16 protein-coding genes are annotated in these 16584 nt (G+C 45.7%); 10 read left to right on the top strand and 6 right to left on the bottom strand.

The annotated features are described in order from the left end of the window. Positions 1-10: 10 nt before the first annotated feature. Positions 11-967 (top strand): homoserine kinase, encoded by a 957-nt coding sequence (gene thrB / locus VIC_RS03085; protein ID WP_006957764.1) that lies wholly within the window; start codon positions 11-13, stop codon positions 965-967. Next, entirely contained in the window at positions 964-2247 is a 1284-nt protein-coding gene (gene thrC / locus VIC_RS03080) for a threonine synthase (protein ID WP_006957763.1), read from the top strand. Before thrB ends, thrC begins: the two co-directional genes overlap by 4 nt. A gap of 63 nt (positions 2248-2310) precedes the next feature. On the opposite strand, the gene VIC_RS03075 is transcribed toward thrC, so the two are convergent. The 4 genes from VIC_RS03075 to mtnN all read right to left on the bottom strand — a co-directional run bounded on the left by VIC_RS03075 (position 2311) and on the right by mtnN (position 5515). After that, on the bottom strand, positions 2311-2931 hold the full coding sequence (locus VIC_RS03075; protein WP_029236075.1) for a TRIC cation channel family protein: 621 nt from the start codon (positions 2929-2931) through the stop codon (positions 2311-2313). Positions 2932-3014: 83 nt separating this feature from the next. Beyond that, positions 3015-3839, bottom strand: a complete 825-nt coding sequence (gene btuF, locus VIC_RS03070; protein WP_006957761.1) for a vitamin B12 ABC transporter substrate-binding protein BtuF — start codon at positions 3837-3839, stop codon at positions 3015-3017. After that, a complete protein-coding gene (locus tag VIC_RS03065; protein ID WP_039951231.1) occupies positions 3840-4793 on the bottom strand; it encodes a cobalamin biosynthesis family protein in 954 nt (317 codons plus the stop codon). Between the two features lie 23 nt (positions 4794-4816). Then, positions 4817-5515, bottom strand: coding sequence for a 5'-methylthioadenosine/S-adenosylhomocysteine nucleosidase (gene mtnN / locus VIC_RS03060; RefSeq protein ID WP_006957758.1), 699 nt, complete (start codon positions 5513-5515; stop codon positions 4817-4819). Positions 5516-5730: 215 nt separating this feature from the next. Here mtnN and rpsO point away from each other — a divergent pair, with 215 nt between their 5' ends. The 7 genes from rpsO to VIC_RS03025 all read left to right on the top strand — a co-directional run bounded on the left by rpsO (position 5731) and on the right by VIC_RS03025 (position 13820). Continuing rightward, a complete protein-coding gene (rpsO, locus tag VIC_RS03055; RefSeq protein WP_006957756.1) occupies positions 5731-6000 on the top strand; it encodes a 30S ribosomal protein S15 in 270 nt (89 codons plus the stop codon). A 316-nt stretch (positions 6001-6316) separates the two neighbouring features. Further along, positions 6317-8449, top strand: coding sequence for a polyribonucleotide nucleotidyltransferase (pnp, locus tag VIC_RS03050; protein WP_006957755.1), 2133 nt, complete (start codon positions 6317-6319; stop codon positions 8447-8449). A gap of 134 nt (positions 8450-8583) precedes the next feature. Beyond that, entirely contained in the window at positions 8584-9501 is a 918-nt protein-coding gene (gene nlpI, locus VIC_RS03045; protein WP_006957753.1) for a lipoprotein NlpI, read from the top strand. Positions 9502-9608: 107 nt separating this feature from the next. Continuing rightward, positions 9609-10022 (top strand): MarR family winged helix-turn-helix transcriptional regulator, encoded by a 414-nt coding sequence (locus tag VIC_RS03040; RefSeq protein WP_006957751.1) that lies wholly within the window; start codon positions 9609-9611, stop codon positions 10020-10022. 60 nt (positions 10023-10082) lie between these two features. Further along, positions 10083-11420 (top strand): MATE family efflux transporter, encoded by a 1338-nt coding sequence (locus VIC_RS03035; protein WP_006957749.1) that lies wholly within the window; start codon positions 10083-10085, stop codon positions 11418-11420. A 303-nt stretch (positions 11421-11723) separates the two neighbouring features. Continuing rightward, complete coding sequence (gene vpsR, locus VIC_RS03030) at positions 11724-13058, top strand: cyclic-di-GMP-binding transcriptional regulator VpsR (RefSeq protein WP_006957747.1); 1335 nt, start codon at positions 11724-11726, stop codon at positions 13056-13058. A gap of 510 nt (positions 13059-13568) precedes the next feature. Beyond that, positions 13569-13820: a hypothetical protein gene (locus VIC_RS03025; protein ID WP_006957743.1), complete on the top strand. Its 252-nt coding sequence runs from the start codon at positions 13569-13571 to the stop codon at positions 13818-13820. A 70-nt stretch (positions 13821-13890) separates the two neighbouring features. Here VIC_RS03025 and VIC_RS03020 read toward each other — a convergent pair whose 3' ends face one another. Continuing rightward, positions 13891-14925, bottom strand: coding sequence for an NADP(H)-dependent aldo-keto reductase (locus VIC_RS03020; protein ID WP_006957740.1), 1035 nt, complete (start codon positions 14923-14925; stop codon positions 13891-13893). Positions 14926-15053: 128 nt separating this feature from the next. Between VIC_RS03020 and VIC_RS03015 the strand changes: the two genes are divergently transcribed. Beyond that, entirely contained in the window at positions 15054-15365 is a 312-nt protein-coding gene (locus tag VIC_RS03015; RefSeq protein WP_006957738.1) for a DUF6482 family protein, read from the top strand. A 1-nt stretch (position 15366) separates the two neighbouring features. On the opposite strand, the gene mutH is transcribed toward VIC_RS03015, so the two are convergent. After that, entirely contained in the window at positions 15367-16032 is a 666-nt protein-coding gene (mutH, locus tag VIC_RS03010) for a DNA mismatch repair endonuclease MutH (RefSeq protein ID WP_006957736.1), read from the bottom strand. Positions 16033-16584: the final 552 nt, after the last annotated feature.

Here is a 16584-nt window from a genome sequence, read left to right as displayed (position 1 = left end):
GAGTAGTGGTATGGATGTGGTGGTTTACGCCCCAGCGTCAATAGGTAACGTGAGTGTTGGTTTTGATGTGCTCGGTGCTGCGGTATCGCCTATTGATGGCACCTTGCTTGGTGACCGAGTGATGGTGAAAGCTGGAAACGAGTCTTTTAGCCTCAAAACAGCGGGCGATTTTGTTTCCAAGCTACCGGAAAACCCTAAAGAAAATATCGTTTATGATTGTTGGCAAGTGTTCGCCAGAGAGCTAGATAAGAAAGGCGTGACTCTGTTACCTCTTGAAATGACGCTTGAGAAGAACATGCCGATCGGTTCTGGGTTAGGCTCCAGTGCCTGCTCTATTGTCGCGGCTCTGGATGCGTTAAACCAGTTCCATGGTAATCCGTTGGATAAAACTGAGCTATTGGCATTAATGGGTGAGATGGAAGGGCAGATATCTGGTGGCGTACATTACGACAATGTCGCACCATGCTATCTGGGTGGTGTTCAACTAATGCTTGAAGAGCTCGGCATCATCAGTCAGGAAGTGCCATGTTTTGATGACTGGTACTGGGTAATGGCGTACCCGGGTATTAAGGTATCAACGGCGGAAGCTCGTGAGATCCTACCATCTCAATATCGTCGTCAGGATATCATTGCTCATGGTCGACACTTGGCCGGCTTTATCCATGCTTGCCACTCGAACCAGCCAGAGCTGGCGGCTAAGATGATCAAAGACGTGATCGCTGAACCGTATCGTGAGAAACTGCTACCGGGCTTTGCTGATGCACGTAAATATGCGGCAACAGCAGGCGCTCTGGCGACGGGCATTTCAGGAAGTGGCCCGACGCTGTTTAGTATTTGCAAAGATAAAGATGTCGCTGAGCGAGTTGCTCGCTGGTTAGAACAAAATTACGTACAAAACCAAGAAGGATTCGTCCATGTTTGCCGATTAGACAAGCAGGGCTCGAAAGTAACAGGAAGTGAGCTATGAAGCTTTACAATATAAAAGAAAATGATGAACAAGTTTCCTTTGGCCAAGCCGTTCGCCAAGGGTTAGGCCGTAATCAAGGTCTGTTTTTTCCATCGGAATTGCCGAAATTTGATGATGTTGATGCGCTGCTAGCAGAAGACTTCGTCTCTCGTAGCACTAAAATTTTGTCAGTGTTGATTGGTGATGAGCTGAGTGAAGATCAAGTTAACTCTATGGTTGACGCGGCGTTTCAGTTCCCTGCACCAATCAATCAGGTTAAAGATGGTGTCTATGCCTTAGAGTTGTTCCATGGTCCAACTCTAGCCTTTAAAGACTTCGGTGGTCGCTTTATGGCGCAATCTCTTGCGGCGGTATCAGACGGCGGCAAGATTACTATTCTGACCGCAACCTCTGGCGACACTGGTGCAGCCGTGGCACACGCTTTCTACGGTATGGAAGACATCAATGTTGTGATTCTTTACCCGAAAGGCAAGATCAGCCCACTGCAAGAGAAGCTATTCTGTACGCTTGGTAACAATATTCACACCGTAGCGATCGATGGTGACTTCGATGCTTGTCAGGCACTTGTTAAGCAAGCTTTCGATGACGCGGCATTGCGTGAAGAAATTGGTCTAAACTCTGCAAACTCAATCAACATCAGTCGTTTGATGGCGCAAATCTGTTATTACTTTGAAGCTGCAGCGCAAATGAGTAAAGAGCAGCGTGAGAATCTTGTTGTGTCAGTGCCAAGTGGTAACTTCGGTAACTTAACCGCTGGTCTATTGGCGAAAGCGCTGGGTCTGCCAATTAAACGCTTTATTGCTGCAACGAACGCCAACGATACTGTGCCACGTTACCTAGAGACAGGTAATTGGGAGCCAAAACCAACAGTTGCGACGACATCGAATGCGATGGATGTAAGCCAGCCAAACAACTGGCCGCGCATCGAAGAGCTATGCCGCGTGAAAGAGTGGGGACTGGAGACATTAGGTAAAGGTGCGGTTTCTGATGAGCAAAGTGCGCAGTCAGTGAAAGATTTGCACTCGCTCGGTTACCTATGTGAGCCACACGGTGCCATTGCATACCGCGTCCTGGAAGAGCAATTACAAGAAGGCGAAACGGGTCTATTCCTTTGTACGGCTCACCCTGCGAAATTCAAAGAAGTCGTGGATGAGATTTTGGACTCCGACATTGATTTGCCAGGTCCGCTGGCAAAACATGCCGCGATGGAACTGCTTTCTGAAGATCTTGCCAATGACTTTGACTTGCTGAAAGACGTTCTGCGTCGAGTTCAAAAGTAATTTGTCACTGAAAGCAAAAAGGTCACCTCGGTGACCTTTTTTTGTGTGCCTTGAGCGTTTTAATTAACGATTGAGCGCAAATGTTGGTAGAGACAAGTGCCAGCGAATCGCGCCTAGGCGAATCAACAAAGTAGAAAAGACACCGGCTAAGAATGCAGTGTCAGGATCATGTCCCATCGCCAGCGCTGTGGTGTGGAATACCCCGCCAATAATACACGCCGTGGCATAGACTTCACTTCTTAGTACCATTGGGACTTCCCGAGCGAGTACATCACGGATGATACCGCCGCCACACCCGGTAATCACACCCATGATGATCGCAACCAGTGCTGAATCCTGATAGGCCATGGTTTTATCAACACCAATACCAACAAACACCGCAAGACCTATTGCATCACATACTGGCAAAATCCACCAAGCTAAGCGTTTAGGGCGGCGAACAATGATCATCGTTAGCAGACAGGTGATCAAGATGGTCCACAAATAGTTTGTGTCAGTAATCCAGAATACTGGGGTGGCACCTAATGCCATGTCACGAATTGTACCGCCTCCAATAGCGGTTACGCTGCCAAGTACGGCAACACCAAAAGGGTCCATTTTGAGTCGGCCGGCAAGCAGCACTCCTGAGACAGCGAAAATGGCGGTGCCGAATAAATCGACACTGTATAGCAGCATGGAATCCACGGGATTAATATCTCTTACAAATGCTCAGTGATCCTGAGGAATAAAAACGACGGCGGATTGTATGGTATCAGAGCTAAGCAGTGTTAGCGATTTTGCCTGACGGTTTCGAAGTGCTCACAAACTTCTTCGATTGCATTCAGCGTTCTGGGGGTCGGTCGGTTGAGCCAGTCTGAATTCAGTGACCAGACGTATCCGTTTTCAACCGCAGACAACTGTTTTTTCCAGTCCAGCCAAGGGTTCCCTTTTGCGATGGCATGCTCTGAGGTAAAGATGACTTCTGGGTTACTTAATACCACTTGTTCAGTGCCAACTTGTGGGTAGGGTGCGGCACTTTGTTCAAACACATTCTCACCACCACAAAACGAAAATACTTCGCTTGGCCAATTCCCTTTTGCAACGGTAATTATCGGCTGTTCGCTAAGCTGATAGAAATACCTTACTGGGATGTCCGTTTGATAGCGCTGCTTAAATTTCGCAAGCTGATTTCTGTATTGTTTCGCTGCACTGAGTCCGACAGAAGGATCTTGCGAATATTGACTTAATTGTTCGATGTTGTTGGCAATGTCATCCAGTGAGCTGGTGGTCGAGTAGTAAATGTTGATACCAAATTGCTTCAGCTTTTCCAATTCTCTAGCAGGGTTACCGGCAGGCCAAGCGATCACAAGATCAGGCTGGAGCGCAATAATACGTTCGAGCTTTATACCTTGGTAGTTGGAGACTTTTTCAAGCTTTGTTGCCTGTTCAGGGTAATCGCTGTGTTCACTGACTGCGATCAGTTTGTCACCCAACCCCGCAGCAAATGCCATTTCGGTCGCGTGAGGGGCCAAGCTAATAACGCGTTCCACGGGAGCTGCGTTAACCAGCGCGGAAACCAGTAATGTAATGAAGGTAAGCAGCCGTATCTGCATTTAGATTCCTTGATAAATGAGGCCCATGATAGCGCTTTGTACCATGATCCAGGCGAACATTCGCCATGCCAGCAGGCGCTGTACTTGAGCTATATGTATGGCAGACGGCGCAATTCGGCCTCCCAGCTTGCTGCGAACCGATTTTTTGCCGTCATAAATAGCAGGTCCACCGAGAGAAAGCTCTTGTTTCGCACCGACGGCGATGATCAACCATGATGGGCCCGGTAGCGGCCAAGTCGCTGCTTGTTGCTTAAGCAGAGCCCACACTTCGCTGGTTCTGTTTCCCAATGCAATCATAACGGCGAATAAGCGTAATGGGATGTAATCCAAAACGGCGACAGCTCGAATGACAGGGAGGCCAAAAGGTGAAAACTTCTCGCGTGAGGGTGACCAGGCTCGAGCTAGTTCTACCGTCATACGATAAATGAAGGCGCCAATCCCGCCTGTAATGGCGTACCAAAATAGCACTGCGACCACATTGCGACCGTATGACATGATGAGGGTTTCTGTGCCCGCTTTGCCTAAGCCGAGAAGAGACAACGACTCGGTGGAGCGATTCACCATGGGCTTGAGTAGCATTTTAGCGTGCTCTTTATCTTCTCTGGCCAGTGCTTCGACAAAATGGGCGGTGAATTTATCGGTATTGCGCCAGTCTATAGCGAGTAATAACAACGCAAGCTCAAACAGCTGGGCTTGCCACACCAACGGCTTTAACGCGATTAAAACAGCGAGCATAGGGACGATCATCAGCAACCAAGCCAGAGTGCCTGAGATCATGCTTTGTGAATAACTGGAATTGGTATTGACCTTGTCGGCCAGTTGCTCAGCAAATTTGTGCCATAAAATTGCAGGGTGTGCTTCACGGGGAAAAGGGAGGATAAGATGAAACAACAAAGCGCCCCATAACACTAGGAGCGCTCCGTTTGAGTATAACTGATTAAAAAGTTCTTCCATGAGTATCAGCCACTCGCTATTGATTATGCTTTAAGCAACTCAACCATTTTGAAGACCATTTCAGAAGAGCTCTTCGCTGCAAGAGGCAAGAACTCTTCGAAACTCATTGGTGACTCTTTGTCAGCTACGTCTGAAATAGCACGCACAACAACAAACGGTACTTTAAATTGGTGACAGGCTTGAGCAATTGCAGAAGCTTCCATTTCAACGGCAATCACCGATGGAAAATGTTGGCGGATAAACGCTTGACGCTCAGCGGTGCAGACAAACGTATCACCAGTACAAATCAGACCTCGTACAGCGTGCTTGTCTTCCATTTGTGACAGTGCTTTTTCCGCTACGTCCATCAGCTTCGCATCCGCAGTGAAAGCTGCAGGTTGCCCTGCCATTTGACCAATTTCATAGCCAAATGCCGTTACATCCGCATCGTGGTGACGAACTTCTGTGGAAATAACCACATCACCTAAATTCAATGTAGAATCAAAGCCACCTGCGGAACCTGTATTGATGACAACATCTGGTTGGTATTCATCAAGCAATACTGTGGTGCCTACTGCTGCTGCCACTTTACCGATACCAGATTGAAGTAGGACTACGTCTACACCGTTCAGTTGACCAGAGAAGAAAGTGCAACCCGCTTTTGATACTTCTTTGCAGTTTTCAATAGCTTGCTTAAGAATAGAGACTTCTTGCTCCATTGCACCGATGATGCCGATTTTCATAAGGAATCCTGTTATTTCAGATAGGTAGCTTTTAATCCGCTAAGTGTAACAGAAAAGGGCAATAACGGAATGGACTTCGTCTCCGCCTCTCGTGCGAAGTGCGCAAATACCTATTGCTTAAGCAACGAGCATCCCCTATAATTCGCGCTCCTCGTGTCGGCTGAATCAGAGATTGGCTGGCACAACGTTTAACCTACTCTTATTAGGAGAGAATTATGTCTCTGAATGCAGAAACTAAAGCAGCAATCGTTGCAGATTACGCACGTGGCGAAGGCGACACTGGTTCACCAGAAGTACAAGTAGCTCTACTTACAGCTTCTATCAACCACCTACAAGGTCACTTCAAAGCGCATAAAGGCGATCACCACAGCCGTCGTGGTCTTCTACGTATGGTTTCTCGTCGTCGTAAACTTCTAGATTACCTAAAAGGTAAAGATCTAGATCGTTACCACGACCTAATCAAGCGTCTAGGCCTACGTCGCTAATTAGCGACTGCATAGAGCAGTTTGTCAGAAAAGGGGCTTTTTGCCCCTTTTTTGTTGCCTAAATTTAGCCAAATCTGTTTTATCCCGTTATAATACGCACGCCCATACTCATGTTGTTTGAGTATTAAAAGCAAAAACTCATTGCATTACAGTCAACCTCGTCGACCAAAAGGTCGCGACTATTAAAAATGACATTGCCTCTCCTTAAGTTTCGGATAGCAACAGTGCGTTTTTACTAGTCGCGATTTGTAGTGCCTTGAGTGTCAATTAACACTATCTGAGCCCCATTTGGATGCCTCAGAAACAAGGAATAACAATGTTCGAAAAACCAGTTGTTAAAACGTTCCAGTACGGTAACCACACGGTTACTCTAGAAACTGGCGTTATTGCACGTCAAGCTACAGCAGCAGTTATGGTGACAATGGACGATACTGCGGTATTCGTATCTGTTGTAGGTAAAAAAGAAGCGGTAGAAGGTCAAGACTTCTTCCCTCTAACGGTTAACTACCAAGAGCGTACTTACGCTGCGGGTAAAATCCCTGGTGGTTTCTTCAAACGTGAAGGTCGCCCTTCTGAAGGTGAAACGCTAACGGCTCGTCTAATCGACCGCCCAATCCGTCCACTTTTCCCGGATGCATTCAAAAACGAAGTTCAAGTTATCGCGACAGTTGTATCTGTAAACCCAGACGTTCAACCTGACATCGTAACTATGATCGGTACATCAGCGGCACTGGCTATTTCTGGTATCCCGTTCAATGGTCCTATCGGTGCAGCACGTGTTGGTCACATCGACGGTCAACTTGTTCTTAACCCAAGCAACACTGAACTAGAAACGTCTAAGCTAGACCTAGTTGTTGCGGGTACTGAAGGCGCTGTTCTTATGGTTGAGTCAGAAGCTGACAACCTAACTGAAGAAGAGATGCTATCTGCTGTTGTTTACGGTCACGATCAACAGCAAGTTGTGATCAATGCGATCAACGAATTCAAAGCTGAAGTTGCTACTCCTGCTTGGGATTGGGTTGCTCCAGAAGAGAACACAACGCTTGTAAACAAGATCGCTGAACTTGCTGAAGCTAAGCTAGTTGAAGCTTACCAAATCACTGAGAAGATGGCTCGTTACGACCGCATCCACGAGATTGCTGGTGAAGTAAACGAAGTTCTTCTTGCTGAAGATCCAGAAGCAAACACAAAAGAAATCCACACTATCTTCCACGATCTAGAGAAGACAGTGGTACGTCGCAGCATCATCGCTGGTAACCCACGTATCGACGGTCGTGAAAAAGATATGGTTCGTGCGCTAGACGTACGTACTGGTGTTCTTCCACGTACTCATGGTTCATCACTATTCACTCGTGGTGAAACTCAGGCGCTTGTAACTGCGACTCTAGGTACGCAGCGCGATGCTCAGATCATCGACGAGCTAACTGGTGAGCGTAAAGATCACTTCCTACTACACTACAACTTCCCTCCATACTGTGTAGGTGAGACTGGTTTTGTAGGTTCTCCTAAGCGTCGTGAAATCGGCCACGGTAAACTAGCTAAGCGCGGTATTGCTGCAGTAATGCCATCTGTAGACGAATTCCCATACACAGTACGTGTAGTATCAGAAATCACAGAATCTAACGGTTCTTCTTCAATGGCTTCTGTATGTGGTACGTCTCTAGCGCTTATGGATGCCGGTGTTCCAATCAAGTCTTCTGTTGCGGGTATCGCAATGGGTCTTGTTAAAGAAGGCGACGATTTCGTTGTTCTTTCTGACATCCTTGGTGACGAAGACCACCTAGGTGACATGGACTTTAAAGTAGCAGGTACTAACACTGGTATTACTGCACTTCAGATGGATATCAAGATCGAAGGTATCACTAAAGAGATCATGCAAATTGCTCTTAACCAAGCGCAAGGTGCACGTAAGCACATCCTATCTGTAATGGATGAAGCTATCTCTGGTGCTCGTGAAGATATCTCTGAGTTCGCTCCGCGTATTCACACAATGAAGATCAGCGCAGAGAAGATCAAAGACGTTATCGGTAAAGGTGGTGCAGTTATCCGTGCTCTAACTGAAGAGACAGGTACAACTATCGAAATCGAAGACGACGGTACAATCAAGATTGCTGCAACTGAAGGTACAGCTGCGAAAGAAGCAATCCGTCGTATTGAAGAGATTACTGCAGAAGTTGAAGTTGGCCGCATCTACACAGGTAAAGTTGCTCGTCTAGCTGACTTCGGTGCATTCGTAACAATCCTTCCTGGCAAAGATGGTCTAGTACACATATCTCAAATCGCTGACAAGCGCGTTGAGAAAGTGTCTGACTACCTAGCTGAAGGTCAAGAAGTTCAAGTTAAAGTTCTTGAAATCGACCGTCAAGGCCGTGTTCGTCTAAGCATGAAAGAAGCAGTTGAAAAGACTGAAGAAGCATCTGCTGAAGAGAAACCAGCAACAGACGCATAATGCGATATCGCTAAGTGGGCTGGTTTGGTGAATTAGCCTATTTTGCTAAAAGCATGTTATAAAGGGAGCACTACGCTCCCTTTTTTAATGCGGCCGATACTGAGCAGCGGGCTCAGCAACAGGAGTACTTATTTGTGAAATGGTTTCAAACCGCAACACTTAGTTTAGCGTTATTGGTGACGGCAGGTTGTGCCACTACATCAAATAACAGTGCTGAGTGGCTTTACCCACCAATGGCTGTGCCGTTGCAAGCAAGCGTTCAGCAAGAAGTGCAGATCGCTCGTTTGAGTCAGTTACTTCAACGTCAGGATCTTCCTAAAGAAGTCCGAGCTAAAATGCTTTATGAGCGTGGCAACTACTACGACAGTGTAGGCCTGCGTGACTTGGCCAGATTAGACTACAATCAGTCACTGTCGCTTAACCCTACGCAGCCAGATCTGTTTAACTTACTGGGCGTTTACTTCACTCAGGTCGGAGAGTATGACGCTGCCTATGATGCGTTTGACTCTACTTTGGAACTTGACCCTGCAAACTCCTATGCTGCCCGTAATCGTGCGATCGCATTGTATTACGGTGGTCGTATCGATCTTGCATTAGAAGATATGACAGAGCATTACCAAGAAGATACGGCAGACCCTTTCCGAGCGCTTTGGTTATATATTGTTAAATCGGAAAAAGATCCTCAGGCAGCCGCTGCAGAGCTAATGTCCCGTTATGAGCAACGTGACGAACAGTGGGGCTGGGTGCTAGTGGCAATCACTTTAGGTGAAATCTCGGAAGATGAAGCCTTCAAAGCGATCTTAGTCGGTACACGCGACAATACCTTGTTAGCGCAACGTCTAACAGAAGCCTATTTCTACCTAGGCAAGCGTTACCAGAGCCAAGGTGACTACGCGAGCGCGATCTCCCTCTACAAACTCGCTATTTCGTTTAATGTGTATGAGTACGTTGAGCATCGTTATTCGTTCTTGGAATTGACCCGAATTTACAATGAGGTCAAAGAAGAACAGTTAGCCAAAAAGGCTCAGGATCAACAACAAGCCTCCAACTGAACCAATATTGAATGATAAAGCCGCTGCCTCGCAGCGGTTTTTTATTGCCATCTATTTCTACTGACACTAAAATAGTTAGCCTTGCTAACTAATTAGACTGAGATTTTATGGCTCTGGAAAATTGTCTGATTGAATTGGAACGTTTTTGTGCCAAAGCGTGGCGAGTGCATGCTAAAGAAGACCCTTTATCTCTATTGAGTTTTAACGAGTATGACTACTTGAGGGTTATCGAAGAATTTCCTGAGGGAATTCGCATCACTGACCTAGCCAATGAGATGAAAGTAACCAAACCGTCCGCGTCGAATATGGTCGCGCGGTTGCAAAAGAAAGGATTGGTTTCACGTATCTCTTGTCTGCAGGATGCACGTTCAAAGCGAGTCATACTGAGTGAGCAGGTGTTAAAGGATTTATCGAAAGAACAGTTAGTTTATCAGCATATTGCGCAAGCAATGAGCAACAAACTGACGGAACAAGAAGCAGGGCAGCTTGTATCTCTGTTGGAAAAGTCACTAAAAGGCTAACGGATTCAACAATTTTCAATTTAACTATTTAGTTAGCCTGGCTAACTTATGGTGAGAGAAATGCAAACTTCCATATATAAACAGTTTTGGAAATACACAATTCCAACCGTCGCTGCCATGCTGGTCAATGGCTTTTATCAGGTGGTCGATGGTGTATTTATTGGTCGCTATGTTGGCGCTGATGGGCTCGCAGGAATCAATGTTGCTTGGCCTGTGATTGGCTCAATTCTAGGAATTGGTATGCTGGTGGGCGTGGGTACCGGGGCGATGGTGTCGATTCGTCAAGGTGAAAAAGACGCACTAGGCGCGAAACAAACTCTGGCGACAGGTTTGGTGCTCTTACTGGCGTTAACTCCTGTGGTGTCTGGGTTACTGTTTTTCTTCGCTGATGATTTCTTGCGTTGGCAAGGGGCTGAAGGACGTGTGTTTGAGTTGGGATTACAGTATCTGCATATCCTGATAGGTGCCAGCGTATTCACCCTTGGCTCGATTGCCATGCCATTTTTGCTACGCAATGATGACAGCCCAAATTTGGCGACTATGTTGATGGTTGTAGGAGCGCTAATCAACATTGTGCTCGACTACCTATTTATTGCTTGGCTAGGTTGGGAGCTGACTGGTGCGGCGATTGCGACTGGAATTGCTCAGATGGTTGTGACCTTATTGGGAGTGGGGTACTTCTTCTCACAAAGAGCCAAACTTCGCCTACGAATTCATGAGCTTAAACTTAAGTTAGCGCTAGTGCCTCAGATATTTTCCATCGGTACATCCAGCTTTTTTATGTACGCCTATGGTTCGATGATGGTGGCGTTGCACAATAGCTTGTTTGCTCAATACGGCGATCAGCTCTTGATTGGTGCTTATGCTATTTTGGGCTATATCGTCACAGTGTATTACTTGACTGCTGAGGGTATCGCTAACGGTATGCAACCGCTGGTAAGTTATAATCATGGCGCACGTCATCAGGCCAATATTCGCAAATTACTCAAAGTGGCGATGGTCAGCTCGGTGGTCATCGGTATGGCGTTTGTTCTTTTGCTGAATATCTTCCCACGCGAATTTGTCTCTGTATTTAACTCAACGGATACTCAATTGGTCGATAATACGATTCTTGGTATTCGATTACACATGTTTGCACTTGCGTTGGATGGATTCCTTGTGGTTGCCGGAGCCTACTATCAGGCGATCAATAAAGGCAGCAAAGCCATGTTTGTCACCATAGGTAATATGCTGATTCAGCTACCTTTCTTGTTCATAATGCCTAAGCTGATGGGTGTGCCGGGCATTTGGATTGCTTACCCGCTGTCAAACATCGCGTTGAGTATTGTTGTGGCGATGATGCTATTAAAAGACATTCGACGTTATAACGTACAACCACCAGAGCAAGCTTTGGCATAACATGTAAACATTACTTTAAATGGAATCCGGTATAGGTAAGGCTTGTACCGGATTTTTCTTATCTGGCATAGGTGCAATGTCTGAAATTGTTGCAGTAGAGCTTTAGCACTATGTCTCGTTTTGTGTCGAGAGATGCATACTCGTGCCGAATGTTGATCGCATTGTTGTTTGGTATTTATATAATTCACTGGCTAGTCTTAGTAATGAGACAGATTATCTTGTCGAGTCTCTATAATGTAACGGCTAAGTTTTGGTGCCTCTGGAGGCACAGCATTAAAATTTGAATCAATAGGGATACATTTCATGGCTAGTCAGTTCCGAATGGACTCCATTCCTGGTTCACTTATCGTTGTCGGTGGTACGTATGAGCCCTGGCTGTCGGTGTTAGAGCAAGTAGGATGGCGTTGTACTCAGTGTGCAGATTTACGCAAAGCGGACGCTTTGTTCAGCGAAACAGGGCCTTGCATTGGCATCGTCGACCTTAGTCATGACGAGTTCAGTCTCAATGGTATTGCGAATTTGGTGAGTAACCATAAGCAAGTCCGTTGGCTCGCATTTATCCGTGAATCGCAATTAAGTTCAGATACCATTTGCCAGTTTATCGTTAACTTTTGTATCGACTTTTTCACTGCGCCAATCCCGGATGCTCAGCTTCTCAGCACTATTGGCCACCAACTTGGTATGCTCAAGTTAGAGAAAAAAGTCTGGCCACACTATGGCAGTAATAATGACATGGGGCTGATCGGAGAGTCGATCCCAATGAAGCGTCTGCGCGATCAGATCAAACGTATCGGTCCAACTGACGTCAGCATTCTGATTTATGGTGAGAGTGGTACCGGTAAAGAAACCGTGGCTCGCGCCGTGCATAAAACCTCTTCTCGTGCGCAGAAAGAGTTCATTTCCGTCAATTGTCGAGCTATGTCGGAAAGGCGCCTTGAGAGCGATTTATTTGGTATTAACCGCGACGATGCCTCTGAGCCTTCGATTCTAGAAAAGGCGGATGGCGGCACCATACTGCTTAACGATATTCTTACTCTTCCCAAGTCTCAGCAGTTGAATTTACTGCGATTCCTTCAGGAAGGTACTATTGAGACAGTGAATGGTCGTCAGGAAATCGATGTGCGTATTCTGGCAGCCAACTCGGCGGATATCGAAAAAGCCCTGATTGATGGTGATTTTAATGAAGAGCTTTATCACTACATCAATGTCTTGCGTATAAACGTGCCAAGTTTAAAAGAGCGTGCGGGGGATATCGCGATACTCGCGCGTCATTTCCTTCAGGAATATTCTAAGGAATACAACGCTCAGGCTCGCAGTTACACAGAAGAAGCTACACGTGCTCTGACGCGTTATCACTGGCCGGGCAATGTCCGTGAGTTGATGAATCAGATCAAGCGTATTGTTCTGATGTCTGAGACAGTGATGTTGGATGAGGAACACCTCGATTTGCCTAAACGTAGCGATGGCAAACGCAGCTTGAAGAGTATCCGTGAGCGTAGTGAACGTGACGCACTTCTATTGGTGCTTGAATCTCATTCTGGTCAGGTGTCAATGGCAGCGAAAGAGTTGGGTGTATCGCGTGCCACTATGTACCGATTACTTAACAAACATAACTTAATCAGTGATACGACAGTGTAATTAGCTGTTTTATTTACATAAAGCCACACTCTCAGCAGTGTGGCTTTTTTATTTTCATAGAGCATTAATTGTTGAAGCTTATATCACCTAGTGGAATATCTTATATTCATGAGTTTGATGTGGTTATTTTTAGGTTAAAAAATTGTATTTTAATTTTATGCAACAAAGTGGTTGAAATATCACCGTCTATGCATAGAATTTAACCGTGAGCACAAGCTCACATATCGAAACACTTTTCTATTTGGATTAATACATTGCTAGGAGGCGCACAATGAAACATTTCAACGTCAATTCATTGATTACTGCGTCTTGCGATCAAGTATCGATCATGGCGGCTAAACAAAATAAGCCCGCTTCATTTGATCGCCGATCTACCCAAGTAATGTAATTAGTCCGTATCCATTTATTTTTAATTGGCTGCGGGAAAGCAGCGAATTAAAAATGTCCTCATTTTATCAGTCTATTCGTTGATCTTTTCCCAGCTGTCTATCATCCAACTGGAGAACTATCATGAGTCATTCTGTATATCTAAAACTTGCTACGCTACTAGTAAAAGCTGATCTACGTCGCGAAGAGCGTGAATGGAAACGTCGGGTTCGCCGCAGCGCGTTTCAGATTCCATGGGAAAATGCCCATCTGCTACGCGATATTGGTTTAGAACAAGATGGTCGTCCTGTAGGTCAAACTGAACCAGATAGCGTCAAAGCCGAACGTCGTATTCGTCATCTTCGTCGAGTACTCAGTGCGCGAATACCTACGTAATAAAAAGGGCCAGTTTGCTTCACTGGCCCGAACCTTATCACCAGCTACTGATACAGTAGCTGGTTTTTCACTAAGGACAAGGATTGGAATAAGTCGTGCCAATTGCCTGAAGTCCTTGAAGCAACTCTTCATTTAATACGACATCAAGACTGTCAATGTTCGATTTAAGCTGCTCTAGATTCGTTGCTCCTATGATGTTGGAGCCAACGAAAGGGCGCTGATTGACAAACGCCAATGCCATTTCTGCCGGATCAAGCCCGTGTTCTCGAGCTAAATTGACGTAGGCTTCAGTCGCTTGGATACCTTGCGGTGTAAAGTAACGGACAAAGCGTTCGAATAGGGAACAGCGAGCGCCATCTGGTCGAGCATTGTTTAGGTATTTACCACTCAGGCAACCAAATGCCAATGGTGAATAGGCAAGCAACTGAACACCTTCATAGTGACTGATTTCAGACAAACCGATTTCAAAACTACGATTGAGTAGGTTATACGGGTTCTGAATTGAAACAATACGCGGCAGTTCATGTTTCTCTGCCAGGCGCAGTAGCGTCATTACTCCCCAAGGTGTTTCATTGGAGACGCCGATGTAGCGCACTTTGCCCGCTTTTATCAGGTCTGCCATGCTTTCGAGCGTTTCAATCAGAGTGACTTCTTCATGCTCATCAGGGTAGGGGTAGTTGAGTTGACCAAAGCAATTGGTCCGGCGCTGTGGCCAATGTAGCTGATAAAGGTCGACATAGTCGGTTTGCAGACGTTGTAAACTGTCATCAATCGCCTGATGAATATTACGCCGATCCAGACTCATGTTATCTCGAATGTAAGGGACGTTTCTTGGCCCTGCAATCTTCGTCGCCAGTACGACTTTCTCTCTCTTACCTGATTTTTTCAGCCAGTTGCCAATATATTGCTCAGTGGAACCTTGGGTATTCGCTTTAGGGGGGACGGGGTACATTTCGGCGGTATCGATGAAGTTCACACCACGTTCGAGTGCATAATCCAGCTGACTGAAAGCGTCTTGTTCCGTGTTTTGTTCACCAAAGGTCATGGTGCCCAGACAGATTTTACTAATTTCAAGAGTGGAATGAGGTAACTTGTTGTATTGCATTGAACTTCCTTACTCAATTTCTCTTTGTTATCCCAATATAGGGCATCGTCACATTAGAAGAAACGGTAATCGATAACAATTTCGCAAAATTTGTATAGTTAACTAGAATTTAAAAGTGGAGGTGAGCTATGCAAAAAAGCCAATTAGATAAATGGATTCATGGACATCACAAAGACAGTTATCAGCCACCTAAGGTGTTTGTTATTGGTTGTTCGGATCTCTCACATTACCTTCTTGCAGTGGAATACAAGCATAAACTGGAACCGATTAAACAAGATGATGAGCCGATTCACTTTGAGTCTCTCGACTCTGTCAAAGAAGAGCTATTACGTTTGGGAGTTGAAAGGGCTTATCTAAGGTTACATAACGCTTATGATGAATGTGGTGCTGGAGATGGCCCGCTTTATCATGATGTTGAACTGTCATTGACCACGCATTAGATCAAACAAAGTTTTGTTCAAGGATCTGAGCCGTAAATTGAGTTCGAAGATAGAACCCTCGCGGCAAAGTCATTATAGGCTTGCCGCTCGATCCATACGCTTCGGTCAATACTCTGCTATTCGCGGCTTTTGGTCGCAGTTGCAGGACTTCACCATGTCGAGCGGTAATTTGTTCTACATGTCCCAGTACGATCAGTTCCATTAATTCTTCCCAATCCGTTTTGAGCTGTAACTCTTCGCTTTCACTTGGTGACCATATTAAAGGTGACCCTACCCGGCGCTCAGCAAGTGGGATCTCTCGCTCCCCTTCGACAGGAACCCAAAGCACTCGTGATAGCTTGTTACGTACGTGACTGGTTTCCCAAGTCAGTCCTTGTACTCCCATCAATGGTGCGACACAGACAAAGGTGGTTTCCAAAGGTTTGCCCGTATAGCTGATCGGGATCGTTTTCAGCTCGATCCCGAGCTGTTCAAAATCTTGTTGGGGTTTGCTTCCCGCAATTGCGCCCAGATGCCATTCCAATAGTTGACCCACCCAGCCTTTATCTCTTCTGAGATCTGGTGGAACTGTTAGGTTCGCCTCATCCGCCAGTTCCTTAAAACTCACGCCAGCAATATCTCTCGCTCGATCGAGCAGTTCGGTTTCTGATTTAGGTTCGGGCTTCATGTGGATCATCGGGGTGGTCAAACGTGGCCGTTATTGTAACGGAAATCGATCCAAATGTGGCTGATTGAAAGTTGATCTTAGTGTCTAAAAGATCATCAGTTAAGGGGTTATCCACAGGTGTTGTTGAGATTGGAGGGGTTTTTATCAGGAGTGTATGAATTAACAGTGTTTTAGGGGCAATAATTTGCTTGAGTTTTTGGTCATAAGTTGCCTTGCTGAGTTGGTGGTGTGGATAAAAGTCTCGGTGGTGGATCTTTGACCGATCTGAGTGAGTGTTGTTTTATCGATCGGTATCTTGGTGATTACTTTGATTGTTTTTATTTATCTTTATGATTTATATGTATTTTATTTTTGATGTTTGAAAACTTGTATTAAACCTGATGTGATCATGGATAAAGAATGATCACTTTCTCTAAGATTCTTCACATGGTTATGCACAGAAAAGGTGAATAAATGTGGACTATGTCTCACCTTTATGTGAATAACCGTGTTTCGGGTTAAAAGTTATCCATAAAGACTAAGTTACGCCATATTTTACGTATCAGTCACACT

Origin of the sequence: Vibrio coralliilyticus ATCC BAA-450, from assembly GCF_000176135.1 — a bacterium.
Classification (GTDB): Bacteria; Pseudomonadota; Gammaproteobacteria; order Enterobacterales; family Vibrionaceae; genus Vibrio; species Vibrio coralliilyticus.
Note: the sequence above shows the minus strand (reverse complement) of the source record. Positions and strands in the feature narration are given on the sequence as shown.